We start from the raw sequence: 16,611 nt of genomic DNA, 5'->3' as shown, positions 1-16,611 counted from the left end.
CCCTCCTCAGGATGCCCTTTTTGGGCGTCGTTTTTCGTTTATGCGGAAGGGAGTTTCAGGCCGTGCTTATACTGACGCTGCCAGGGCAGCGCGGAGCTCTACGGTCCTCAAGATTTCCTCCCGCATCTTCTTCCGCCTCCACGGAATGAAGAAGGATTGCAGAGCATCATAAAAAGCTGTCATCTAACTGACGCACCGCAAGTCCTTGCGCATTTACTCTCTATTAATTTGTGCTTGCCGTCTACTATTGCGAGCGTAGCGCCTCGTTCCAACGCTCGATCAGGCGGCTGCGCTTGACCTGATCCAGATAGACCATCAGGCCCGGGCTGACGGGCACGGGGCGCAATTGTGCGCCGTGGATCGCCTGCATGGTGTTGGCGGTGTTTTCGCCCGCCACGTCAGGGCTGACGGCGGGGATCTGCAATTGCCGGGCCATGATCGTCTGGCCCTCCTTGGACATGAAGAATTCGAGATAGCGGCGGCCGAGCGCCGGGTTGGCGGCGGCTTCCGGCACCAGCCCGATGCGCGACATGACCACGGTATAGTCCTTGGGCAGAACGATGCCGACATCGGGATGGCGCGAGGCCCAGTCGGCCGCGTAGGAACCGAGAATATTGTAGCCCAGCACGAAGCGCCCGTCGGAGACACGCTCCAGAATGGCGGATGACGTGGAATAGACCTTCACGCCGGCCGCGCCCATGGCCTTGATGACGCTCCATATATCGCCGAACTGCTCCTGATCGCGCGACATGAACAGGAAGCCGACGCCGGAGCGCTCAATGTCGTAGGTAGCGATGCGGCCATGCACTTCCTTGGCGTGGCGCTCAAGATAATCGACGAATTCGGCACGGGTGGCGGGCGGCTTTTCGGTGGTGAAGCTCGGCTTGTGATACACGAACACCGCCGGCTCGAAGGTCAGCGCATAGGCGGTGTTGCGCCAGTTGGCCCAGGTGGGCCAGCGCGCGCTCATGGCAAGGTCGGAGCGCTGGGCGTAACCGTCATTGCTCAACTTCACCTGCAAATCCATGGCGGATGAAAAGGCGAAATCGGCGGTCTTTTTGCCCGCATCGGTTTCTTTCACGATGCGATCATAGATTTCGCCGGTCAGCATGTCCTCGTAATGGACGGCGATATCGGGGTTGGCCTTCTGGAAACCCTCGATCATCGGCGTGGCCAGCGGTTCGTCCAGCGAGGAATAAACCACCAGCGTTTCCGCATCCGCCTTGCCTGATGGTGCAGGGAAAACGGCGACTTGTGCAAGCGCCGGTGAGGCCATGCAAAGACAGAGACAGAGAAAAACGGCGATACGCATGGAAAAGATCATGCCGCACGCGCTTGCCATTCACAAGCGCCAAGGGCTTGGATAAGCTCGGCAATGTTGCGGGAGGAAGAATTGCGTCTTTTGCTGGTCGAGGACAATCAGGTGCTGTCGGAAGGGCTGTGTGCGCTTCTGCGCGGCAGCGGTTATGCGGTGGATGTCGTTTCAGACGGCGCTTCCGCCGACGCGGCGATTGCGGCGGAAAATTTCGATCTCGTCATTCTCGACCTCAACCTGCCGGAAATGGACGGCATCGAGGTGCTGCGCTCCATGCGCTCGCGCCAGGACAAGGCGGCGGTGCTGATCCTGACGGCGCGTGGCACGCCGGAGGAGAAGGTCAAGGGGCTCGATCTCGGCGCCGACGACTACATGATCAAGCCCTTCGACATCACCGAATTTGAGGCGAGGGTGCGGGTGCTGCTGCGCCGCAATGCCGGACTGCGCTCGTCTACGCTCAGCTTCGGCAAAGTCCTGTTCGACCTCACATCCCGCACCTTTTCAGCCGATGGGCGCCCGCTCGATATTCCGGCGCGTGAAGTGGCGCTGCTCGAGGTGCTGTTCATGCGGGCGGGCAAGGTGGTTGCCAAGGAGGCGATCGTGCAATCGCTGACCGGTTTCGACGACGAGATATCAGGCAACGCCATCGAGCAATATGTCAGCCGGCTCCGCAAGCGGCTTGCCCCCCACGGGCTGACGGTGAAGACGGCGCGTGGCATCGGCTATTATCTGGAAAAGCTGCCGGAGATGGCTGAATGAGACAGGCCGCCTATTCGCTCAGGCGGCGTCTTTTAGGCTGGCTTCTCATCTCCACCGCCATCATCGGCTGCGTTGCGCTCACTGATACCTGGCGCGAGGCGGTCAATACGGCCAATGTCGTCTCCGACCGGGTGCTGTCAGGTTCTGCGCTTGCGATTGCCGAGCGGGTGGTGGTGGCCGAAGACGGCTCGCTGGAGGTCGATATTCCCTATGTTGCGCTGGAAATGCTGACATCGGCGGCGCAGGACCGGGTGTTTTATCGTGTCGACGGGCCAAACGGGCAATTTCTCACCGGTTACCAGAATCTGCCGACGGTGGAGAATCCGGCCGGAGAAACGCCTGCCTATCGCGATGCCGTGTTTCGTGACGAGCCGATCCGCATCGCTGCGATCCGCCGTTTTGCTTCCACCGGCATCAATTCCGTGCCCTTTTCCGTGACGGTGGCTGAAACGACGATCGCCCGCAGCCAGCTTGCGCAGGCCATCATCCTGCGCTCGGCCTTGCGCCTGCTGTTCATGATCGTGGGCGCGGCGATCATCGTCTGGATCGCCGTGACGATTTCGCTCCGGCCGCTTTACCGGCTCAGCGAAGCGATTGCCGAGCGCAGCCCCAACGACCTGCATCCAATCCGGCAATCCGTGCCGGTGGAGGTGGAAAATCTGGTGGAAACGGTCAATTCCTTCATGGTGCGGCTGCAATCGGCGCTCGATGCGCTCAGGCATTTCACCGGTAATGCCAGCCATCAATTGCGCACGCCGCTTGCCATCATCAGCACCCAGCTTGCGCTTTCCGCCCGCGCCGCAAGTCTCGAAGACGCGCAGGCGGCGGCCCGCAAGGGCGGCGCTTCGGTGGCCCATGCCGAACACATCCTCGCCCAGTTGCTACGCATGGCCAATATCGATGCTGCCGGTTCGAGCGAAAAACATGATTTTTCCGAGATCGACCTCGTGGCGGTGGCGCAAAACGTGACGGCAGATTTCGTGCCACGCGCGGCCGACGCCGGCATCGATCTCGGTTTCGAAGGCGAGGGCGAAGCGACAATTCTCGCCGAGCCGCTCCTTATCGGTGAACTGATCGGCAATCTCGTTTCCAATGCCATCAACTACGCGGGGCGTGGTGCGGAAGTCACCGTGCGCGTCGGCAGGCAAGCGGGCGCCGTCTGGCTGGAAGTGGAAGATAACGGCCCCGGCATACCCACGGAAAAACGCGCCATGGTGCGCCAGCGCTTCGCCCGCGGCGAAGCCAACGCCGCCCCCGGCGCCGGCCTCGGCCTTGCGATCATCGAGGAGATCGCCGGGCTGTTCGGCGGGCGACTGACGCTGGAGGACGGCGCGGGCGGGCGGGGCTTAAGGGCCCGGGTGGAGTTTTCCTGAGGCGGCACTGCTGCGCCGTCCCCTTGGATTAGACTCGCGGTCCTATTCGTTCATCTTATCGATAATCTGCATCATGATGTCAGCGCAGGCCTTCATTGGCTCGTCATCGGCACATTTGACGTCGATTTTGCGCTCGCCGTCTTCAATCCTGAAATGCGCTGCCTTGGAGGGCGGGGGTGGCATTCTCTTGCCATGCGGGCCGTCCCGCCAGCCTGCTTCCCTCGGACCACCAGGGCCGGGCGGAGGAGGTGGCGGCGGCGCATCCGCCCTTGAACCAGCGTCCGCTTGTCCCGGCGGTGGTGGCGGCTGCTGGGCGAAGCTGGACCCCGCCGCGATGAGAAACGCGGCGCCGGCAATGACGAGTTTTTTCATGTGAGAGACCTCGCTGTTGGGCTACAGTGAAGAAACGGTCACATGGGATGCTCGGTTGCCGGTCGGTAAAAATAATTCCACGTTGTTTTCGTGGCGTATTAGCCCATCCGTTCCGAAGCGTAGCTGCCCGGGCTTGGCGGGAAGACTACGGTGCGGTTGCCGTTGATGAAGGTGCGGTGGTGGATGTGGGCATGGATGGCGCGTGCCAGCACCTGGCTTTCCACATCACGGCCAAGAGAGACGTAGTCTTCGGCAGATTGGGCATGGGTGACGCGCACCGTGTCCTGCTCGATGATCGGGCCTTCGTCCAGATCGGCGGTGACGTAATGGGCTGTCGCGCCGATCAGCTTTACGCCGCGGTCATAGGCCTGCTTGTAGGGGTTGGCGCCCTTGAAGGATGGCAGGAAGGAGTGGTGGATGTTGATGATACGGCCCGACATCTTGCGGCACATGTTATCGGACAGCACCTGCATGTAACGCGCCAGCACCACCAGTTCGGTGCCGCTGGTCTCGATCAGGTCCATCAGCTGCGCTTCGGCCTGCGGCTTGTTTTCCTTCGTTACCTTGATGTGGTGGAAGGGAATATCGTGGTTGACCACCACTTTCTGATATTCGAAATGGTTGGAGACGACGCCGACGATATCGATCGGCAGCGCGCCGATCTTCCAGCGGTAGAGCAGATCGTTGAGGCAATGGCCGAAGCGCGACACCATCAGAAGTGTTTTCATGCGCTGGCCGTCGCTATAGATGCGGGCTTCCATGCCGAATTTTTCCGCCACCGGCTGAAAGCCCTCGGTGATGGCCTGCATCGTCGCGCCCTCTTCGGAAATGAAGGAAACGCGCATGAAGAACTTGCCGGTCTCGAGGTCGTCAAACTGCGAACTGTCGACGATGTTGCAGCCCTTTTCCGCCAGATAACCGGAAATCGCGGCGACGATGCCGCGGGTCGATTTGCAGGCTACTGTCAGAACATAGGTTGTCATTCGTTTTCCCTCAAAGACTTTGAACCGGCGCAGTTGGCGCGTTCCATAGCGCAGCTCTGTGGCGGAGCAAAGCGCCAAGACGAGTGCAGCAAAGTCATAAGACGGGAAAAGGGGCCGCGCCGTGCCGGAAGCGACATGGAATGTTCCACGGCCAGCACGGCGGCGGCAGGCGTTGCCGCCTGCCGTTACCGCTCTCAGGCGCGGCGCAGGCGCATGGCCGGGCGGCCGCGGCCGTCGATCAGCTCCAGCGAGCCGCGGCGCGGTTCGAGCCGGAAGGAGCGGGCGCCTTCAAGCGCTTCGATGAACTGCCTTTCCTGGCGCATGATGTCAGGAGCGCAGGCCATCTGGGTGGAAATCATCCGGCCGAAATCGACGCGGTTGCGGCTTATCTTCACCTCGCCGCCGATGCCGTTGCAGCCGGCATTGCCGGAAACGCGGCCCTCGCGGGAAATTTCCAGCGTTGCCTCGCGGCGGCCGCGAACCCTTTCGCCACGGATTTCCTGCGCCAGCCAGCGCCCCTCAATGCCAGCCTGCGGCTCCGGCCTGCCTGGAGCCGCCGCCACCCGTTCCAGAACGAGATCGGTGTCGTCACGCCCACCGGCCAGAACCGAGTAACGGCGCGTGGTGGTGAAGAGCAGCCGGTCGCCCTCGCGGATTTCGGCGCTGAGCGCATAGGAGCGGCGGCCACGGATGTCGCGGTCGTCATAACGCAAAACGAAGGGTACCGGCACCTGCCCACGCGGGCGTATGGTGGTTTCGGCGATCGTCTGCGAAGGCGCGTCCGCCAGCGAGACATCGATGAGGCGCACTATAACAGTCGCGCCCGGCGGCAGGGCGATCCGCTCGCGATAGGAAACGCTGCCGCGCAGGCTTGCGGGTGCGGCAGCCGCACCGCCCGCTGCAAAAAGCGGTGCAAGCGCGAGGAGCCCTGCGAAATTCCGGCGCGAAAGAAGTGGCTGGCGGTCGTTCATGGTGCTTGCTCCGTGCTGCTGATCGAATTTCAGCGGATGATAAAAAACGGCACTGAACGGGCGATGAACCGGTGAATGTCTCCTCACGAGTGGGGCTGAGCCATCGCGGATTGATGAGAAAGGAGGGAGGCCACCACCAGCAGCCTCCCATTCACTTAGGCACGGAAACTGTCCCGCAGCGCTTCGAACTTGGCCAGCTGATCGCCACGCAGTTCCTTGTTTTCGTCGCGACGGACGAAAATCTTGAACATGGCGCCGCCGGCGGCATTCATGAACCAGACGGAACAGGAGCGTCGGCCGTGAAAGCCGCGATCGACGAAGGTGATGCCAGTGCAATTGTCCTTCTTGATGTGGCCGCCGATGGGGCTGTCACCGTGGATGTTGAACCAGCCGTGGCTTTCGCTGCCCTCTGGCAGGTCGCCCGGCACTTCCAGCACGATATCGCCGGTCTGGACGATCATCAGGACTTCGCCCCAGCCGCGCATCTCGTTCCAGATCGCGTCGAACTGATCGGAACCAGCCGAAACGGCCGCACCTTGCGGCAGGATCGCCAGAACTTCGGCTGATGTCACCTCTGCCTTGGCGGCAATGGCTTCCACGATGCCGTCAGGCTTTTCGGCAAGTGCTGCGGCAGCGCGGGCCTGCCGGTCATCGGTCTTTTGGGCTGCAATGCTCATCGGCGAGCCTCAGGCGGCAATCGAACGGCGTTCGCCATTCTTGTCTTCGTGGATGATGACGTCAAAACCTTCGAAGTGCGGGCCGGAAAGATATTCGACCTTGCCACGGTTCTCACCGGCCTTGGCATGGGCGGCACGGAACTGTTCGGATTTGGTCCAGCTCAGGAAATCGTCCTTGGTGGCCCAGACGGTGTGCGAGGCATAGAGCGTGTGGTCATCCGCCTTCGGGCCTTTGAGCATGTGAAATTCGATATAGCCCGGCAGCTCGCTCAGGTGCGATTTACGCTCGCGCCAGATGGATTCGAAGGTATCCTCATAGCCCGGTACGACGCGAAAACGGTTCATTGCGATAAACATGGAAGTCTCCCTTTAAGTTTACAGTTGCAGTCAGGATATCCAGCCGAAGAGTGGATGGAAAGAGGCTGACGATAAAGCGAACAATTTTACTCCACTTATCGATTGCGCCTTCTATAAACATGTGCAAATAACTCAAGTTAAATAAGATGGGCAATCCCGTATCCGCCCGTGCCAGCTTGTGTTTCAGGATAGCGTCATGTTGAATTTAAGCCTTCGCTCGTTCGTTTTCGCCGCCCTCGTGCCCGCCGTCATCGCCGTTGCCGCGCCCGGAGCTAGAGCTTCGGACAAGGGCAATCCGGAGGCGAAACGCATCGTTGCAGTCGGCGGTACGGTAACGGAAATCCTTTATGCGCTTGGCGCGAGCGACCGCATCGTTGCGCGTGACAGCACCAGCAGCTATCCGGCGGACGTGCTGTCCAAGCCCGATATCGGCTATATGCGGGCGCTCTCGTCGGAGGGCATTCTGTCGCAGAAGCCCGATCTCATCCTGTCTGAAGACGGGTCCGGCCCGGCGGATGTCGTTGCCATCCTCAAGGCCAGTGCGGTGCCTTTCGTCACCGTCGATACTCCGCCGAGCGGCGACGCCATCCCCAGGAAGATCGAGGATGTCGGTGCGGCAGTTGGTCTTGCCGACAAGGCAAAGGCGTTGGCCGCGGAAACCAAAGCCGGGCTTGATGTGCTCGCCAAGGACGTCTCAGCCGTGCCGGATAAGAACAGGAAGCGTGTGCTCTTCGTGCTCTCCAGCGCCGGCGGTCGCATCATGGCGGCGGGCAAGGGCACCGAAGCGGCGGCGATCATCGAAATGGCCGGCGGCATCAATGCCGCGCAGGAAATCAGCGGGTACAAGCCGTTGACGGATGAGGCGGTCATCGCCTCCGCGCCCGATGTGGTGCTGACCATGGCGCGCGGCGACCATGCCGGCAAGGCGGATGAGATTTTCGCGCTGCCCGCGTTCCAGTCCACGCCGGCTGCTGCGGAGAAGGCGCTGATCAGCATGGACGGGCTTTACCTCATCGGTTTTGGCCCGCGCACGCCCGCCGCCGGTCGTGAACTGGCGCACAAGCTCTACCCTGATGTGGTGAAGCCGTGAGCCTTGCTGCCTTGAGTTCCACGGAGGGCAGGGTTGCCGGTGACAGATCCCGTCAGGGGGTCGTTACCCTTGCCGTGCTCGTTGGCATCCTGGTGTTTGCCTGTGGCGTGTCGCTCGTCAGCGGGCCCACGGGTGTGGGCATTTCCGAACTCTGGGCCTATCTGACTGGCAGCGCGGATCAACTCGATGCGCGTGATAAAGTCATTCTCGAGGCGGTGCGACTGCCGCGCACGGCGCTCGGCATGTTGATCGGTGCCGGGCTTGGCGTCTCGGGCGCCATGATGCAGGGTCTTTTCCGCAATCCGCTGGCCGATCCCGGCATTGTCGGTGTCACCTCGGGTGCAGCACTTTTTGCGGTTGCGGCCATTTCTCTTGGGGAAGGTGCGCTTGCAACGGTCGCCGTATTTTTCGGCCCGCATTTTCTGCCGCTGATGGCGTTTTTCGGCGGGCTTTTGAACACCTGGCTGCTTTACGTCATTGCCACAAGGGATGGCGCCACCTCCACGACAACGCTTATTCTGGCCGGCATTGCGGTTGCGGCGATCAGCGGTGCGCTGACCGGCCTGATGATTTTTGTTGCCGATGACCGGGCGCTTCGCGACATCACCTTCTGGTCTCTCGGTTCGCTTGGTGGGGCCACCCCTGCCAAGGTTCTCGCCACCTTGCCCTTCATCGTCGTCGTACTTGCCATCATTCCCTTTGTCGCAAGGGGGCTGGATGCGCTGATCCTTGGCGATGCGGCGGCCTTTCACATGGGCATTCCCGTGCAGCGGCTGAAGCGAGTCGTCATTCTGGCCGTTGCCGCTGCCTGCGGGGCAAGCGTGGCGGCTGCCGGCTCCATCGGTTTTGTCGGGATCGTCGTGCCGCATCTGCTGCGGCTTGCCATTGGCCCATCGCACCGCTTCCTGCTGCCGGCCTCTGCACTTGGCGGGGCCGCACTTCTGCTTCTCGCCGACAGTTTTGCCCGCACGGTTGCGGCACCGGCGGAATTGCCCATCGGTGTGGTCACCGCGCTGATCGGCGCGCCGGTCTTCCTGTTCCTGCTGCTTGGCCGCGGCGGATTTTCCATGCGGAACATGTCATGATCCAGGCCGAAAACCTCACCCTCATCCGCTCCGGCCGCCGTCTGCTCGACGAGGTCTGCGTCGATCTGAAGCCCGGCAAGGTCAATGTCATTATCGGTCCGAACGGTGCCGGCAAATCGACGCTGATGAAGGTTCTGTCCGGCGAGATGCGTGCCGAGGCCGGTTCAGTGACCTATAATGATGTTGCCCTGCCGTTGTTTACGCCGGTTCAGCTTGCGCGCATCCGCGCCGTTCTGCCACAGAATACCCAGCTTGCCTTTCCTTTCACCGCGCTCGAAATCGTGCGCATGGGCGCTGTCGCGCAAGGGTCGCGCGCGCCGGAAGAGCAGGCCCGCCGGGCGCTCGCCAGGGCCGGGCTTCGCGGGTTCGAGCAGCGCTCCTACAACATGCTGTCTGGCGGCGAGCAGCAGCGCGTGCAATTTGCCCGCGCTCTCGCCCAGGTGCCGCATCCCGTGGAAAACGGCGAGGTGCGGGCTCTCTTTCTCGATGAGCCGACGGCCAGTCTCGATATCGGCCACCAGATCGCGGTGCTGGAAACGGCGCGGGATTTCGCTATTGGCGGCGGTCTCGTGCTTGCCATCCTGCACGATCTCAACCTTGCGGCAGAATTTGCCGATCAACTTATCGTCATGCATGGCGGCCGGGTAACGGCGAGCGGTCCATCGCTGGATACGATCAGCGACGAGACGATTGCAAGGGTCTATGGCATTGGCGGCGTCGTCGGACGGCTGCCGGCGCGGCATATTCCTTATGTGCTGCCGCAGTCGAGGCATCGCTAGAGTATTTCCAGGAAAAGTGGAACCCGGTTTTCCGTCAGGAAATGCGACAAGGCTCTAAAGGTGATGTCGCCTCAGCTTTCCGGCCGGGTGACGATGAAGAGTGCAGAGCCGAGCATGACGGCGGCAACGATTGCCGCGCGCAGAGCCGGCGGGTCGCTCAGGAACCAGAAGGCAGCATAACTCGCACACATGGCCGACAGGGCCGCAATCTTCGCCTTGCGGGCAATTGCGCCGCGTTCGCGCCATTGCCGAAGCGACGGGCCGAATCGGGGGTGGGTCAGAAGCCACGCCTCGAGTTTCGGTGAGGAGCGGGAAAAGCACCAGAGCGCCAGCAGCAGAAATGGCGTGGTGGGCAAAACGGGAAGAAACGCGCCGACGATGCCGGTCGCGACCATAAGCCAGCCAAGACAGAGGTACAGAAGGCGCATGGATATGCCGGTATCATGAGTTCTCTACTCAGGATAGAGCGGCGGGGCGAAATGTGAGGGCCATTTTGACCGGAAAGCCCGCGTGCCCAGGTCATGCGCCAACTGTTTCGCCATCACATTTGCCGTGATCGGGCGGTTTCCCCTGCTCCTTAATCCGTCTTTAGGGTTGAAAGCACGGCACTCTGTCTTTATCCCGTTGGTCCGCAATGTCCGGAGCACAACCGGACGACGACGAGATAAGAAGCAGAAGGAAAACACCATGGCCAAGCTGATCCACTCGATGGTCCGGGTGCTGGAAGAAAAGCGTTCGGTGGAGTTTTACAAGCAGGCTTTCGGGCTTGCGATTGCGGAACGTGCCGAGTTCGAAAATTTCACGCTGATCTATCTCAGCAATGCCGAAGGCGATTTCGAGCTGGAGCTGACTGTCAACCGGGGTCGCGAAGTGCCCTATGCGCTGGGTGACGGCTACGGCCATCTCGCGGTCAGCGTTGCCGATGTGGATGCCGAACATCAGCGTTTCATCGAGCTTGGCCTGTCTCCGGGCAAGATCATCGAAGCCGACCATAGAGGTCAGCCTTTCGCGAAATATTTCTTCATTTGCGATCCGGATGGCTACAAGATCGAAGTGCTGCAGCGCGGCAACCGGTTCAAGTAACAAAGAGGCACAACATGGCAGAGGCAGGCGTCAAACTCGAAGACAGCTGGAAACGTGTTCTTTCCACCGAATTCGCCAGCCCCTACATGCAGAAGCTCAAAGATTTCCTGCTTGCCGAGAAAACTGCTGGCAAGCACATCTTTCCCAAGGGTGCCGAATATTTCCGGGCGCTGGATCTGACCCCGCTCGACAGGGTCAAGGTCGTCATTCTGGGGCAGGACCCCTATCATGGGGTTGGCCAGGCACATGGGCTTTGCTTTTCGGTGCAGCCCGGCGTGCGCATTCCGCCCTCGCTCGTCAATATCTACAAGGAATTGCAGAGCGATCTCGGCATCCGCCCCGTCAGTCACGGTTTTCTGGAAAGCTGGGCGAAACAGGGCGTGCTTTTGCTCAACAGCGTGCTGACGGTGGAAGAATCGCGCGCTGCCTCGCATCAGGGGCAGGGCTGGGAAAAGTTCACCGATGCCGTCATCCGCGCCGTCAATGACGAATGCGAGCATGTGGTGTTCCTGCTCTGGGGTTCGTATGCCCAGAAGAAGGCGGCTTTCGTGGACCAGAAAAAACATCTCGTGCTGCGCTCGCCGCACCCTTCGCCGCTTTCGGCCCATAACGGCTTTTTCGGCAATGGCCATTTTTCCAAGGCAAACGCCTTCCTGGTATCCCATGGCCGCGAGCCTATCGACTGGCAATTGCCGGAAACTGCTTAAGCAACCTTCCATCCTCCGCCGTCATGCCGGCTCAAGACGGGCATGACGGGGAGTGCAGCAAACATCTTTACAGCGCAGTCGGGTCCGGTTTAAGAATACTCGACTACAAAGTGAAGGATTTGTGCCCGTGTCTCTCCTGTCTGCAGAAACCTCTGTCTCGCTGCCCGATCCCGCATCGATCGTCGATGCTTTCGAGGATCATTTTTCGGAGCATATGGAGATGGAGCGGGAAGGGACGACGGTGCGTTTCAAGGCGGAATATGGCCATGGCAGCTTCAGCGCCGAAGGTGGCCGGTTCGCCGCCCGGGTAAGCTGCGTTTCCGAACATATATTGACGTCGGTCAAGGCCATGGTGGCTGAGCATATCGTTGAGTTTTCCGGCAAGACGGGACTCGATTTCCGTTGGAGCGGACACGGCGCCTATCAGCGCGAGCTACCCAATCTCTTCGTCGGCAAGGTTGCCCGCGCCTATAATCTGACGCCGCATATGCGCCGTCTCGTGGTGTCCGTCGAAAGCGGTATTGAAAGGCTTGTCACCGGCGGCATGCATGTTCGCCTGCTGCTCATTCCCGATCAGGCGCGCGCTGCGGTCTGGCCTTACCTCGCGCCCACCGGCGCGATCGTCTGGCCGGCGGGCGACGATCTTCTGACGCGGCGCGTCTATACCATCCGCTCCGGCGATGTCGGCCGCGGTGAGGTGGATATCGATTTCGTCATGCATGAGGGCGATGACATGCCGGGCGCAAATTTCGGCGCGACGGCAAAGCCGGGCGACGTTCTCGGCATCATCGGTCCGAGCGGCACTTGCCCGGAAGCGGAGCGTTACGTCTTTGCCGGCGACGAGACCGCGCTGCCGGTGATGCTGCGCATGGCGGCGGAAATGCCTGTTGGCAAGACGCTCAGCGTCTATGCCGAGATCGACAACGAGGCGGAACGGCAGGTGATCGTCTGCGCCGCCAATGTCGAATGGACATGGCTTTATCGTCGCGGCAAGCCCGCCGGCACATCGGGCCTTATCGAACAGGCGTTGCGCGGCCATGCCTGGACGGGCGAGCATGATGGCCTGCATGTTTTCGTCGCCTGCGAGAAGTCCGAGGCGAGGGCGGCGAAATCCTTCCTCACCGATGAGATTTCCTTCCCGAAAGCGTCGCTGCGCGCCGTCGGTTACTGGAGCATGGGCCTCGCCGACGATCATTGAGGCATGCCTCTATCGACTGAGTTGAACAGTCGGTTTTATCGTTCACCAATCGGGAACAATCCGTTCCTGTTGCCGGTCTATGCCCGCAGCACTTCTTACCCCATCTTCACGCCATGAACACGGCTGGCCCGATTGACGGGCCGCCAAGGCGAAAAGGGGTTTATCATGTTGAACCAGATCAAGGGCCTGCACCACGTCACCTCCATGGCCGGTAGTGCGCGCCAGAACAACGGCTTTTTCACCGATACGCTCGGCCTGCGCCGGGTGAAGAAGACGGTCAATTTCGATGCGCCGGATGTCTACCATCTCTATTATGGCGATGAGGTCGGCACGCCCGGCTCCGTCATGACCTATTTTCCGTTCCCGCACATTGCCCGTGGTCGTCCCGGCACCGGCGAAGTGGGCACAACGCTGTTTTCCGTCCCGGAAGGCTCGCTCGGCTACTGGCAGGATCGTCTTTCCAAGGCGGGCGTGGACGGTCTGAAGGCTGACGAGGCATTCGGCAACAAGCGCCTGCATTTTGAAGGTCCCGATGGTGATGGTTTCGCGCTGGTCGAGGTCAAGGATGATGCCCGTACGCAGTGGACCGGCAATGGGGTCAGTGCGGATCAGGCGATCCACGGTTTTCAGGGCGCCTCCTTGCGCCTCCGTGACGAAGGGGCGACCGCCGAGCTTTTGAAGTTCATGGGTTATGAGGAAGTGGACCGCCAGGATGGCGTGCTGCGTCTCGGCATGCCCGGCGGCAACGGTGCTGATGTCATCGACATCGAAACCATGCCGAACATCTCCGGCGCGCGCCTCGGCGCGGGTTCGGTGCACCACATCGCCTTTGCGGTCGAAAACCGCGAAAAACAGCTCGAAGTCCGCAAGGCGCTGATGGATACCGGCTATCAGGTGACCCCGGTGATCGACCGCGATTATTTCTGGGCGATCTATTTCCGCACGCCCGGCGGCGTGCTGTTCGAAGTGGCCACCAACGAGCCCGGTTTCGACCGCGATGAGGATACGGCGCATCTCGGCGAGGCGCTGAAGCTGCCGACCCAGCACGCGCATCTGCGCGCCCAGCTGGAAAAGCAGCTGGAGCCGCTGGGTGACGAGAAGGCGGTTTAACCCTATCGGACCTGGCCATCCTTTGGCAGGACGTTTGCCACTCTTTTCTTCTCCCCGTCCGGGGAGAAGACGACACGCTGAAACCTCTCGCTCGACATGTGATGCCCAATGCCTTGCGGCAGAGTGAGTTCGGTATCGCTGAATTTCTCCTTTCAGAAAGGATTATCCAATGACCAAAGACACATATTTCCACAAATCCCGTGCCGGCGTTGCGGGTGCACCGCTTTTCGTCGTGCTGCACGGCACCGGCGGTGATGAAAACCAGTTCTTCGATTTCGGCTCGGGCCTGTTGCCGAATGCCACGATTGTCTCGCCGCTCGGCGATGTCGCCGAACATGGCGCTGCGCGGTTTTTCCGGCGCACGGGTGAGGGCGTTTACGACATGGCCGATCTAGAGCGGGCAACAGCCAAGCTGGCGGATTTCGTCAAAGCCAACCGGGAGCACTATCAGGCTGGTCCGGTTATCGGTCTCGGTTTTTCCAACGGCGCGAATATTCTCGCAAATGTGCTGATCGAACAGCCGGAGCTTTTTGATGCCGCCGTGCTGATGCATCCGCTCATCCCGTTCGAGCCGCAGGCGGCTGCGGCCAAATCCTCGCGCCGGGTGTTGATCACGGCCGGAGAACGCGATCCCATCTGCCCGGTGCCGCTGACGAAGGCGCTGGAAAAGAGCCTTGAAGCGCAGGGCGGCACGGTGAAAACGGTGTGGCATCCGGGCGGGCATGAAATTCGTTCGAACGAAATCGAGGCGGTGCGGGCGTTTCTGGCGCCTTATGGAGGGTAGCTTTCTGCCCGGCCTCCTTCCTCACCGTCATGCCGGATCTAGTCCGGGGTGACGGTGAGGGTAGGTGATCCGCCTTTCCGCATCGCATCCAGGCAGAACGATCCTGCTACACCCGCCTTAGCGATATCCGCATTGCTGCAACTGCGCCTCGTAACGCAGCGCCATGTTGGCGGAGCGGCGGGCGGCTTTCTGGACGGCGGAATTGTTGCGCCAGCTTCCCTTGGCGTAACCGGCATGGCCGGAATAATAGGCGAGGTAGAGGTTATAGGGATCGTTCAGCGCAATGCCGTTTTCGCGGCGGCTCTTGGCGTGATACCAGCCGACGAAATGGATTGCGTCGGTGAAATCCGTGCGGCTGGCCGACCAGCGGCCGGTTTCGCGTTTGTAGACCTCCCATGTACCGTCCAGCGCCTGGGCATAACCGTAAGCGGTGGACTGGCGCGTCCAGGGAATGAAGCCGAAGAGTTTGGTGCGCGGCGGGCGGGCATAGGGGCGGAAGGCAGATTCGGTGTAGATCGTTGCCATCATCACCGGCACCGGCACGCCGAACTCCCGTTCGGCTGCCCTCGCGTCACGTCGCCAGTTGTTGAAGAGGCCGTTCCGCTGCTCGAAAATCGCACAGGCATTGGTGACCTGCGACGGTGCGGTTGCGCAACCGGCCAGAACAGTCATCAGTAAAACAACGGCAAATACGCCACGCATCGCGGAACCCTTTCGTTCCGCAATTCTTAAATTGCTAACCATTAACGTCGGGTTTTAAGACAAGGTTAATTCAAATGCCGCCGATCAAGCGCTTGTTAACCCGCTGAAAATTCCTGTGTCCGGGATGCGGCAAAACCATGGGGTGAGTGGCGTTTTTTTCCGGGCATGGCATTGCCGGCATCCCCGCACATCCCCGGTCTCACAAAGCCGCTTATGCTTATCCCATCCCGGTCATCCAGCGTGCGCGCGGCGCAAGGTGGGCGGGGCAGGCGGCCAAAACCGGGGAGTTTCCCGATGTCACGGTTGAGGCGGCCGGCATATGCTCATCCTCCAAACAGGAACCGGTTTGGCGGGCGGGTCACATGTTGAAGCCGGGGCCGCATCGTCTGCAAAACCCTACTACACCATTTGATACTCCCGCAGCGATGCGGCCCCTTTATCGCTTCTAAGCGTTGCCTCGGTTTCGGGGCGACGGGCGCGGGCTATGTTTCCGGAGAGCCTGCCCCCTGTACAAAAATGAAAACCGATAAAATTGTAGCAATCGGCTTAAAGCGGCTGAAAACAGTGCTGTGCCATTGTGGGATCACAGACAAGGAGCGGACAACCTGCAAGGACGGGGCCGCTGCGGAAAACAGAAATCGAGACCGGCACAAGCCGGCGGATCGTCAAACGGGGTATGAAAATGCTGAAGAAGATTATTGCTGCCGCCATCTGCGGAATTGCCATTGCTTCCATGTCCACTCATGCCGATGCGGCTGGTGCCGCCGGTTTTGCACGCAGCTTTGCCGCAGCCGAAAAGAGCGCCGTAACACAGATCGGTATTTCGGCGCCCGGCGGTTTTGATGGCTGCGTTCTGTCCGCCGGCCAATGCGTTTCGACGATTGCCGCACCGCTGACCGGCGAACGCCGCGATGAACTGCTGCGCGTCAACCGCGATGTGAACGCCACCATGGGCGCACTCGATGATTATTTCTCCGGCTTTTCAGCCGATGTTCCGGCAACGCCTTCGGTAAGCGCCAATGATTGTGGCGATTGTGCCGCGATCAAGCGCACGGCACTGGCCGGTGCCGGCTGGTCTTCCGCAGCACTGCGCCTTGCCTTTTTGCTTGATGATGACGGATCGCTCGAAAAGGTGCTCATTGTGAGCACCGACAAGGGCGATATCGTGCTCGGCAACGCCGCTTTCTCTCCGGTTGAGCGCGAAACCGCGCTCTAACCCTAACTTTTCATGCCTGCCAGACTGCGCCGGTTTTCCAGACCCTTACG

Annotated in this window: 19 protein-coding genes; 11 read left to right on the top strand and 8 right to left on the bottom strand. The window is 60.8% G+C overall.

From position 1 onward, the window contains the following. Window positions 1–244: 244 nt before the first annotated feature. Entirely contained in the window at window positions 245–1,324 is a 1,080-nt protein-coding gene (locus G6L97_RS10190; protein WP_019565081.1) for an ABC transporter substrate-binding protein, read from the bottom strand. Between the two features lie 69 nt (window positions 1,325–1,393). Here G6L97_RS10190 and G6L97_RS10185 point away from each other — a divergent pair, with 69 nt between their 5' ends. Together G6L97_RS10185 and G6L97_RS10180 are read left to right on the top strand one after the other, a co-directional pair. Next, entirely contained in the window at window positions 1,394–2,074 is a 681-nt protein-coding gene (locus G6L97_RS10185) for a response regulator (RefSeq protein ID WP_174002891.1), read from the top strand. Continuing rightward, window positions 2,071–3,447, top strand: a complete 1,377-nt coding sequence (locus G6L97_RS10180; protein ID WP_065687504.1) for a sensor histidine kinase — start codon at window positions 2,071–2,073, stop codon at window positions 3,445–3,447. The genes G6L97_RS10185 and G6L97_RS10180 overlap by 4 nt, the downstream gene beginning before the upstream one ends. A gap of 42 nt (window positions 3,448–3,489) precedes the next feature. Here G6L97_RS10180 and G6L97_RS10175 read toward each other — a convergent pair whose 3' ends face one another. The 5 genes from G6L97_RS10175 to G6L97_RS10155 all read right to left on the bottom strand — a co-directional run bounded on the left by G6L97_RS10175 (window position 3,490) and on the right by G6L97_RS10155 (window position 6,807). Further along, window positions 3,490–3,819, bottom strand: coding sequence for a hypothetical protein (locus tag G6L97_RS10175; RefSeq protein WP_111784183.1), 330 nt, complete (start codon window positions 3,817–3,819; stop codon window positions 3,490–3,492). Window positions 3,820–3,917: 98 nt separating this feature from the next. Then, on the bottom strand, window positions 3,918–4,802 hold the full coding sequence (gene purU / locus G6L97_RS10170; protein ID WP_003514019.1) for a formyltetrahydrofolate deformylase: 885 nt from the start codon (window positions 4,800–4,802) through the stop codon (window positions 3,918–3,920). A 194-nt stretch (window positions 4,803–4,996) separates the two neighbouring features. After that, complete coding sequence (locus G6L97_RS10165; protein ID WP_111784145.1) at window positions 4,997–5,773, bottom strand: YbaY family lipoprotein; 777 nt, start codon at window positions 5,771–5,773, stop codon at window positions 4,997–4,999. 155 nt (window positions 5,774–5,928) lie between these two features. Further along, on the bottom strand, window positions 5,929–6,450 hold the full coding sequence (hutX, locus tag G6L97_RS10160) for a heme utilization cystosolic carrier protein HutX (protein WP_065702602.1): 522 nt from the start codon (window positions 6,448–6,450) through the stop codon (window positions 5,929–5,931). A gap of 9 nt (window positions 6,451–6,459) precedes the next feature. Next, entirely contained in the window at window positions 6,460–6,807 is a 348-nt protein-coding gene (locus G6L97_RS10155) for an antibiotic biosynthesis monooxygenase family protein (protein ID WP_003514016.1), read from the bottom strand. 196 nt (window positions 6,808–7,003) lie between these two features. Between G6L97_RS10155 and G6L97_RS10150 the strand changes: the two genes are divergently transcribed. Genes G6L97_RS10150 through G6L97_RS10140 form a run of 3 tightly spaced genes read left to right on the top strand, consistent with a single transcriptional unit; the run spans window position 7,004 to window position 9,761 of the window. Then, window positions 7,004–7,897, top strand: coding sequence for a heme/hemin ABC transporter substrate-binding protein (locus tag G6L97_RS10150; RefSeq protein ID WP_111784146.1), 894 nt, complete (start codon window positions 7,004–7,006; stop codon window positions 7,895–7,897). Further along, window positions 7,894–8,982: a FecCD family ABC transporter permease gene (locus G6L97_RS10145; protein ID WP_111784147.1), complete on the top strand. Its 1,089-nt coding sequence runs from the start codon at window positions 7,894–7,896 to the stop codon at window positions 8,980–8,982. The genes G6L97_RS10150 and G6L97_RS10145 overlap by 4 nt, the downstream gene beginning before the upstream one ends. Next, window positions 8,979–9,761 carry a heme ABC transporter ATP-binding protein gene (locus tag G6L97_RS10140; RefSeq protein ID WP_019565087.1) on the top strand — a complete coding sequence of 261 codons (783 nt, stop codon included), beginning with the start codon at window positions 8,979–8,981 and terminating at the stop codon, window positions 9,759–9,761. The genes G6L97_RS10145 and G6L97_RS10140 overlap by 4 nt, the downstream gene beginning before the upstream one ends. Window positions 9,762–9,832: 71 nt before the next feature. On the opposite strand, the gene G6L97_RS10135 is transcribed toward G6L97_RS10140, so the two are convergent. Continuing rightward, the gene (locus G6L97_RS10135) at window positions 9,833–10,189 is read right to left on the bottom strand and encodes a YbaN family protein (RefSeq protein WP_003514002.1); all 357 of its coding nucleotides are present in this window, start codon (window positions 10,187–10,189) and stop codon (window positions 9,833–9,835) included. Between the two features lie 259 nt (window positions 10,190–10,448). Between G6L97_RS10135 and G6L97_RS10130 the strand changes: the two genes are divergently transcribed. The 5 genes from G6L97_RS10130 to G6L97_RS10110 all read left to right on the top strand — a co-directional run bounded on the left by G6L97_RS10130 (window position 10,449) and on the right by G6L97_RS10110 (window position 14,643). Beyond that, window positions 10,449–10,844, top strand: coding sequence for a VOC family protein (locus tag G6L97_RS10130; RefSeq protein WP_111784148.1), 396 nt, complete (start codon window positions 10,449–10,451; stop codon window positions 10,842–10,844). A gap of 14 nt (window positions 10,845–10,858) precedes the next feature. Then, window positions 10,859–11,551 (top strand): uracil-DNA glycosylase, encoded by a 693-nt coding sequence (ung, locus tag G6L97_RS10125; protein ID WP_025594362.1) that lies wholly within the window; start codon window positions 10,859–10,861, stop codon window positions 11,549–11,551. Window positions 11,552–11,672: 121 nt separating this feature from the next. Next, window positions 11,673–12,749, top strand: coding sequence for a siderophore-interacting protein (locus tag G6L97_RS10120; protein ID WP_111784149.1), 1,077 nt, complete (start codon window positions 11,673–11,675; stop codon window positions 12,747–12,749). A 165-nt stretch (window positions 12,750–12,914) separates the two neighbouring features. After that, window positions 12,915–13,859 carry a VOC family protein gene (locus G6L97_RS10115; protein WP_111784157.1) on the top strand — a complete coding sequence of 315 codons (945 nt, stop codon included), beginning with the start codon at window positions 12,915–12,917 and terminating at the stop codon, window positions 13,857–13,859. Between the two features lie 169 nt (window positions 13,860–14,028). Next, entirely contained in the window at window positions 14,029–14,643 is a 615-nt protein-coding gene (locus G6L97_RS10110) for an alpha/beta hydrolase (RefSeq protein ID WP_065662148.1), read from the top strand. 117 nt (window positions 14,644–14,760) lie between these two features. Here G6L97_RS10110 and G6L97_RS10105 read toward each other — a convergent pair whose 3' ends face one another. Further along, a complete protein-coding gene (locus tag G6L97_RS10105; RefSeq protein WP_013636743.1) occupies window positions 14,761–15,345 on the bottom strand; it encodes a transglycosylase SLT domain-containing protein in 585 nt (194 codons plus the stop codon). 682 nt (window positions 15,346–16,027) lie between these two features. Between G6L97_RS10105 and G6L97_RS10100 the strand changes: the two genes are divergently transcribed. Continuing rightward, on the top strand, window positions 16,028–16,561 hold the full coding sequence (locus G6L97_RS10100) for a transglutaminase-like cysteine peptidase (RefSeq protein WP_026330751.1): 534 nt from the start codon (window positions 16,028–16,030) through the stop codon (window positions 16,559–16,561). Window positions 16,562–16,611 lie beyond the last annotated feature (50 nt).

This window comes from Agrobacterium tumefaciens (assembly GCF_013318015.2).
Taxonomy (GTDB): domain Bacteria; phylum Pseudomonadota; class Alphaproteobacteria; order Rhizobiales; family Rhizobiaceae; genus Agrobacterium; species Agrobacterium tumefaciens.
This window is presented reverse-complemented; position numbering and strand designations above follow the sequence as displayed.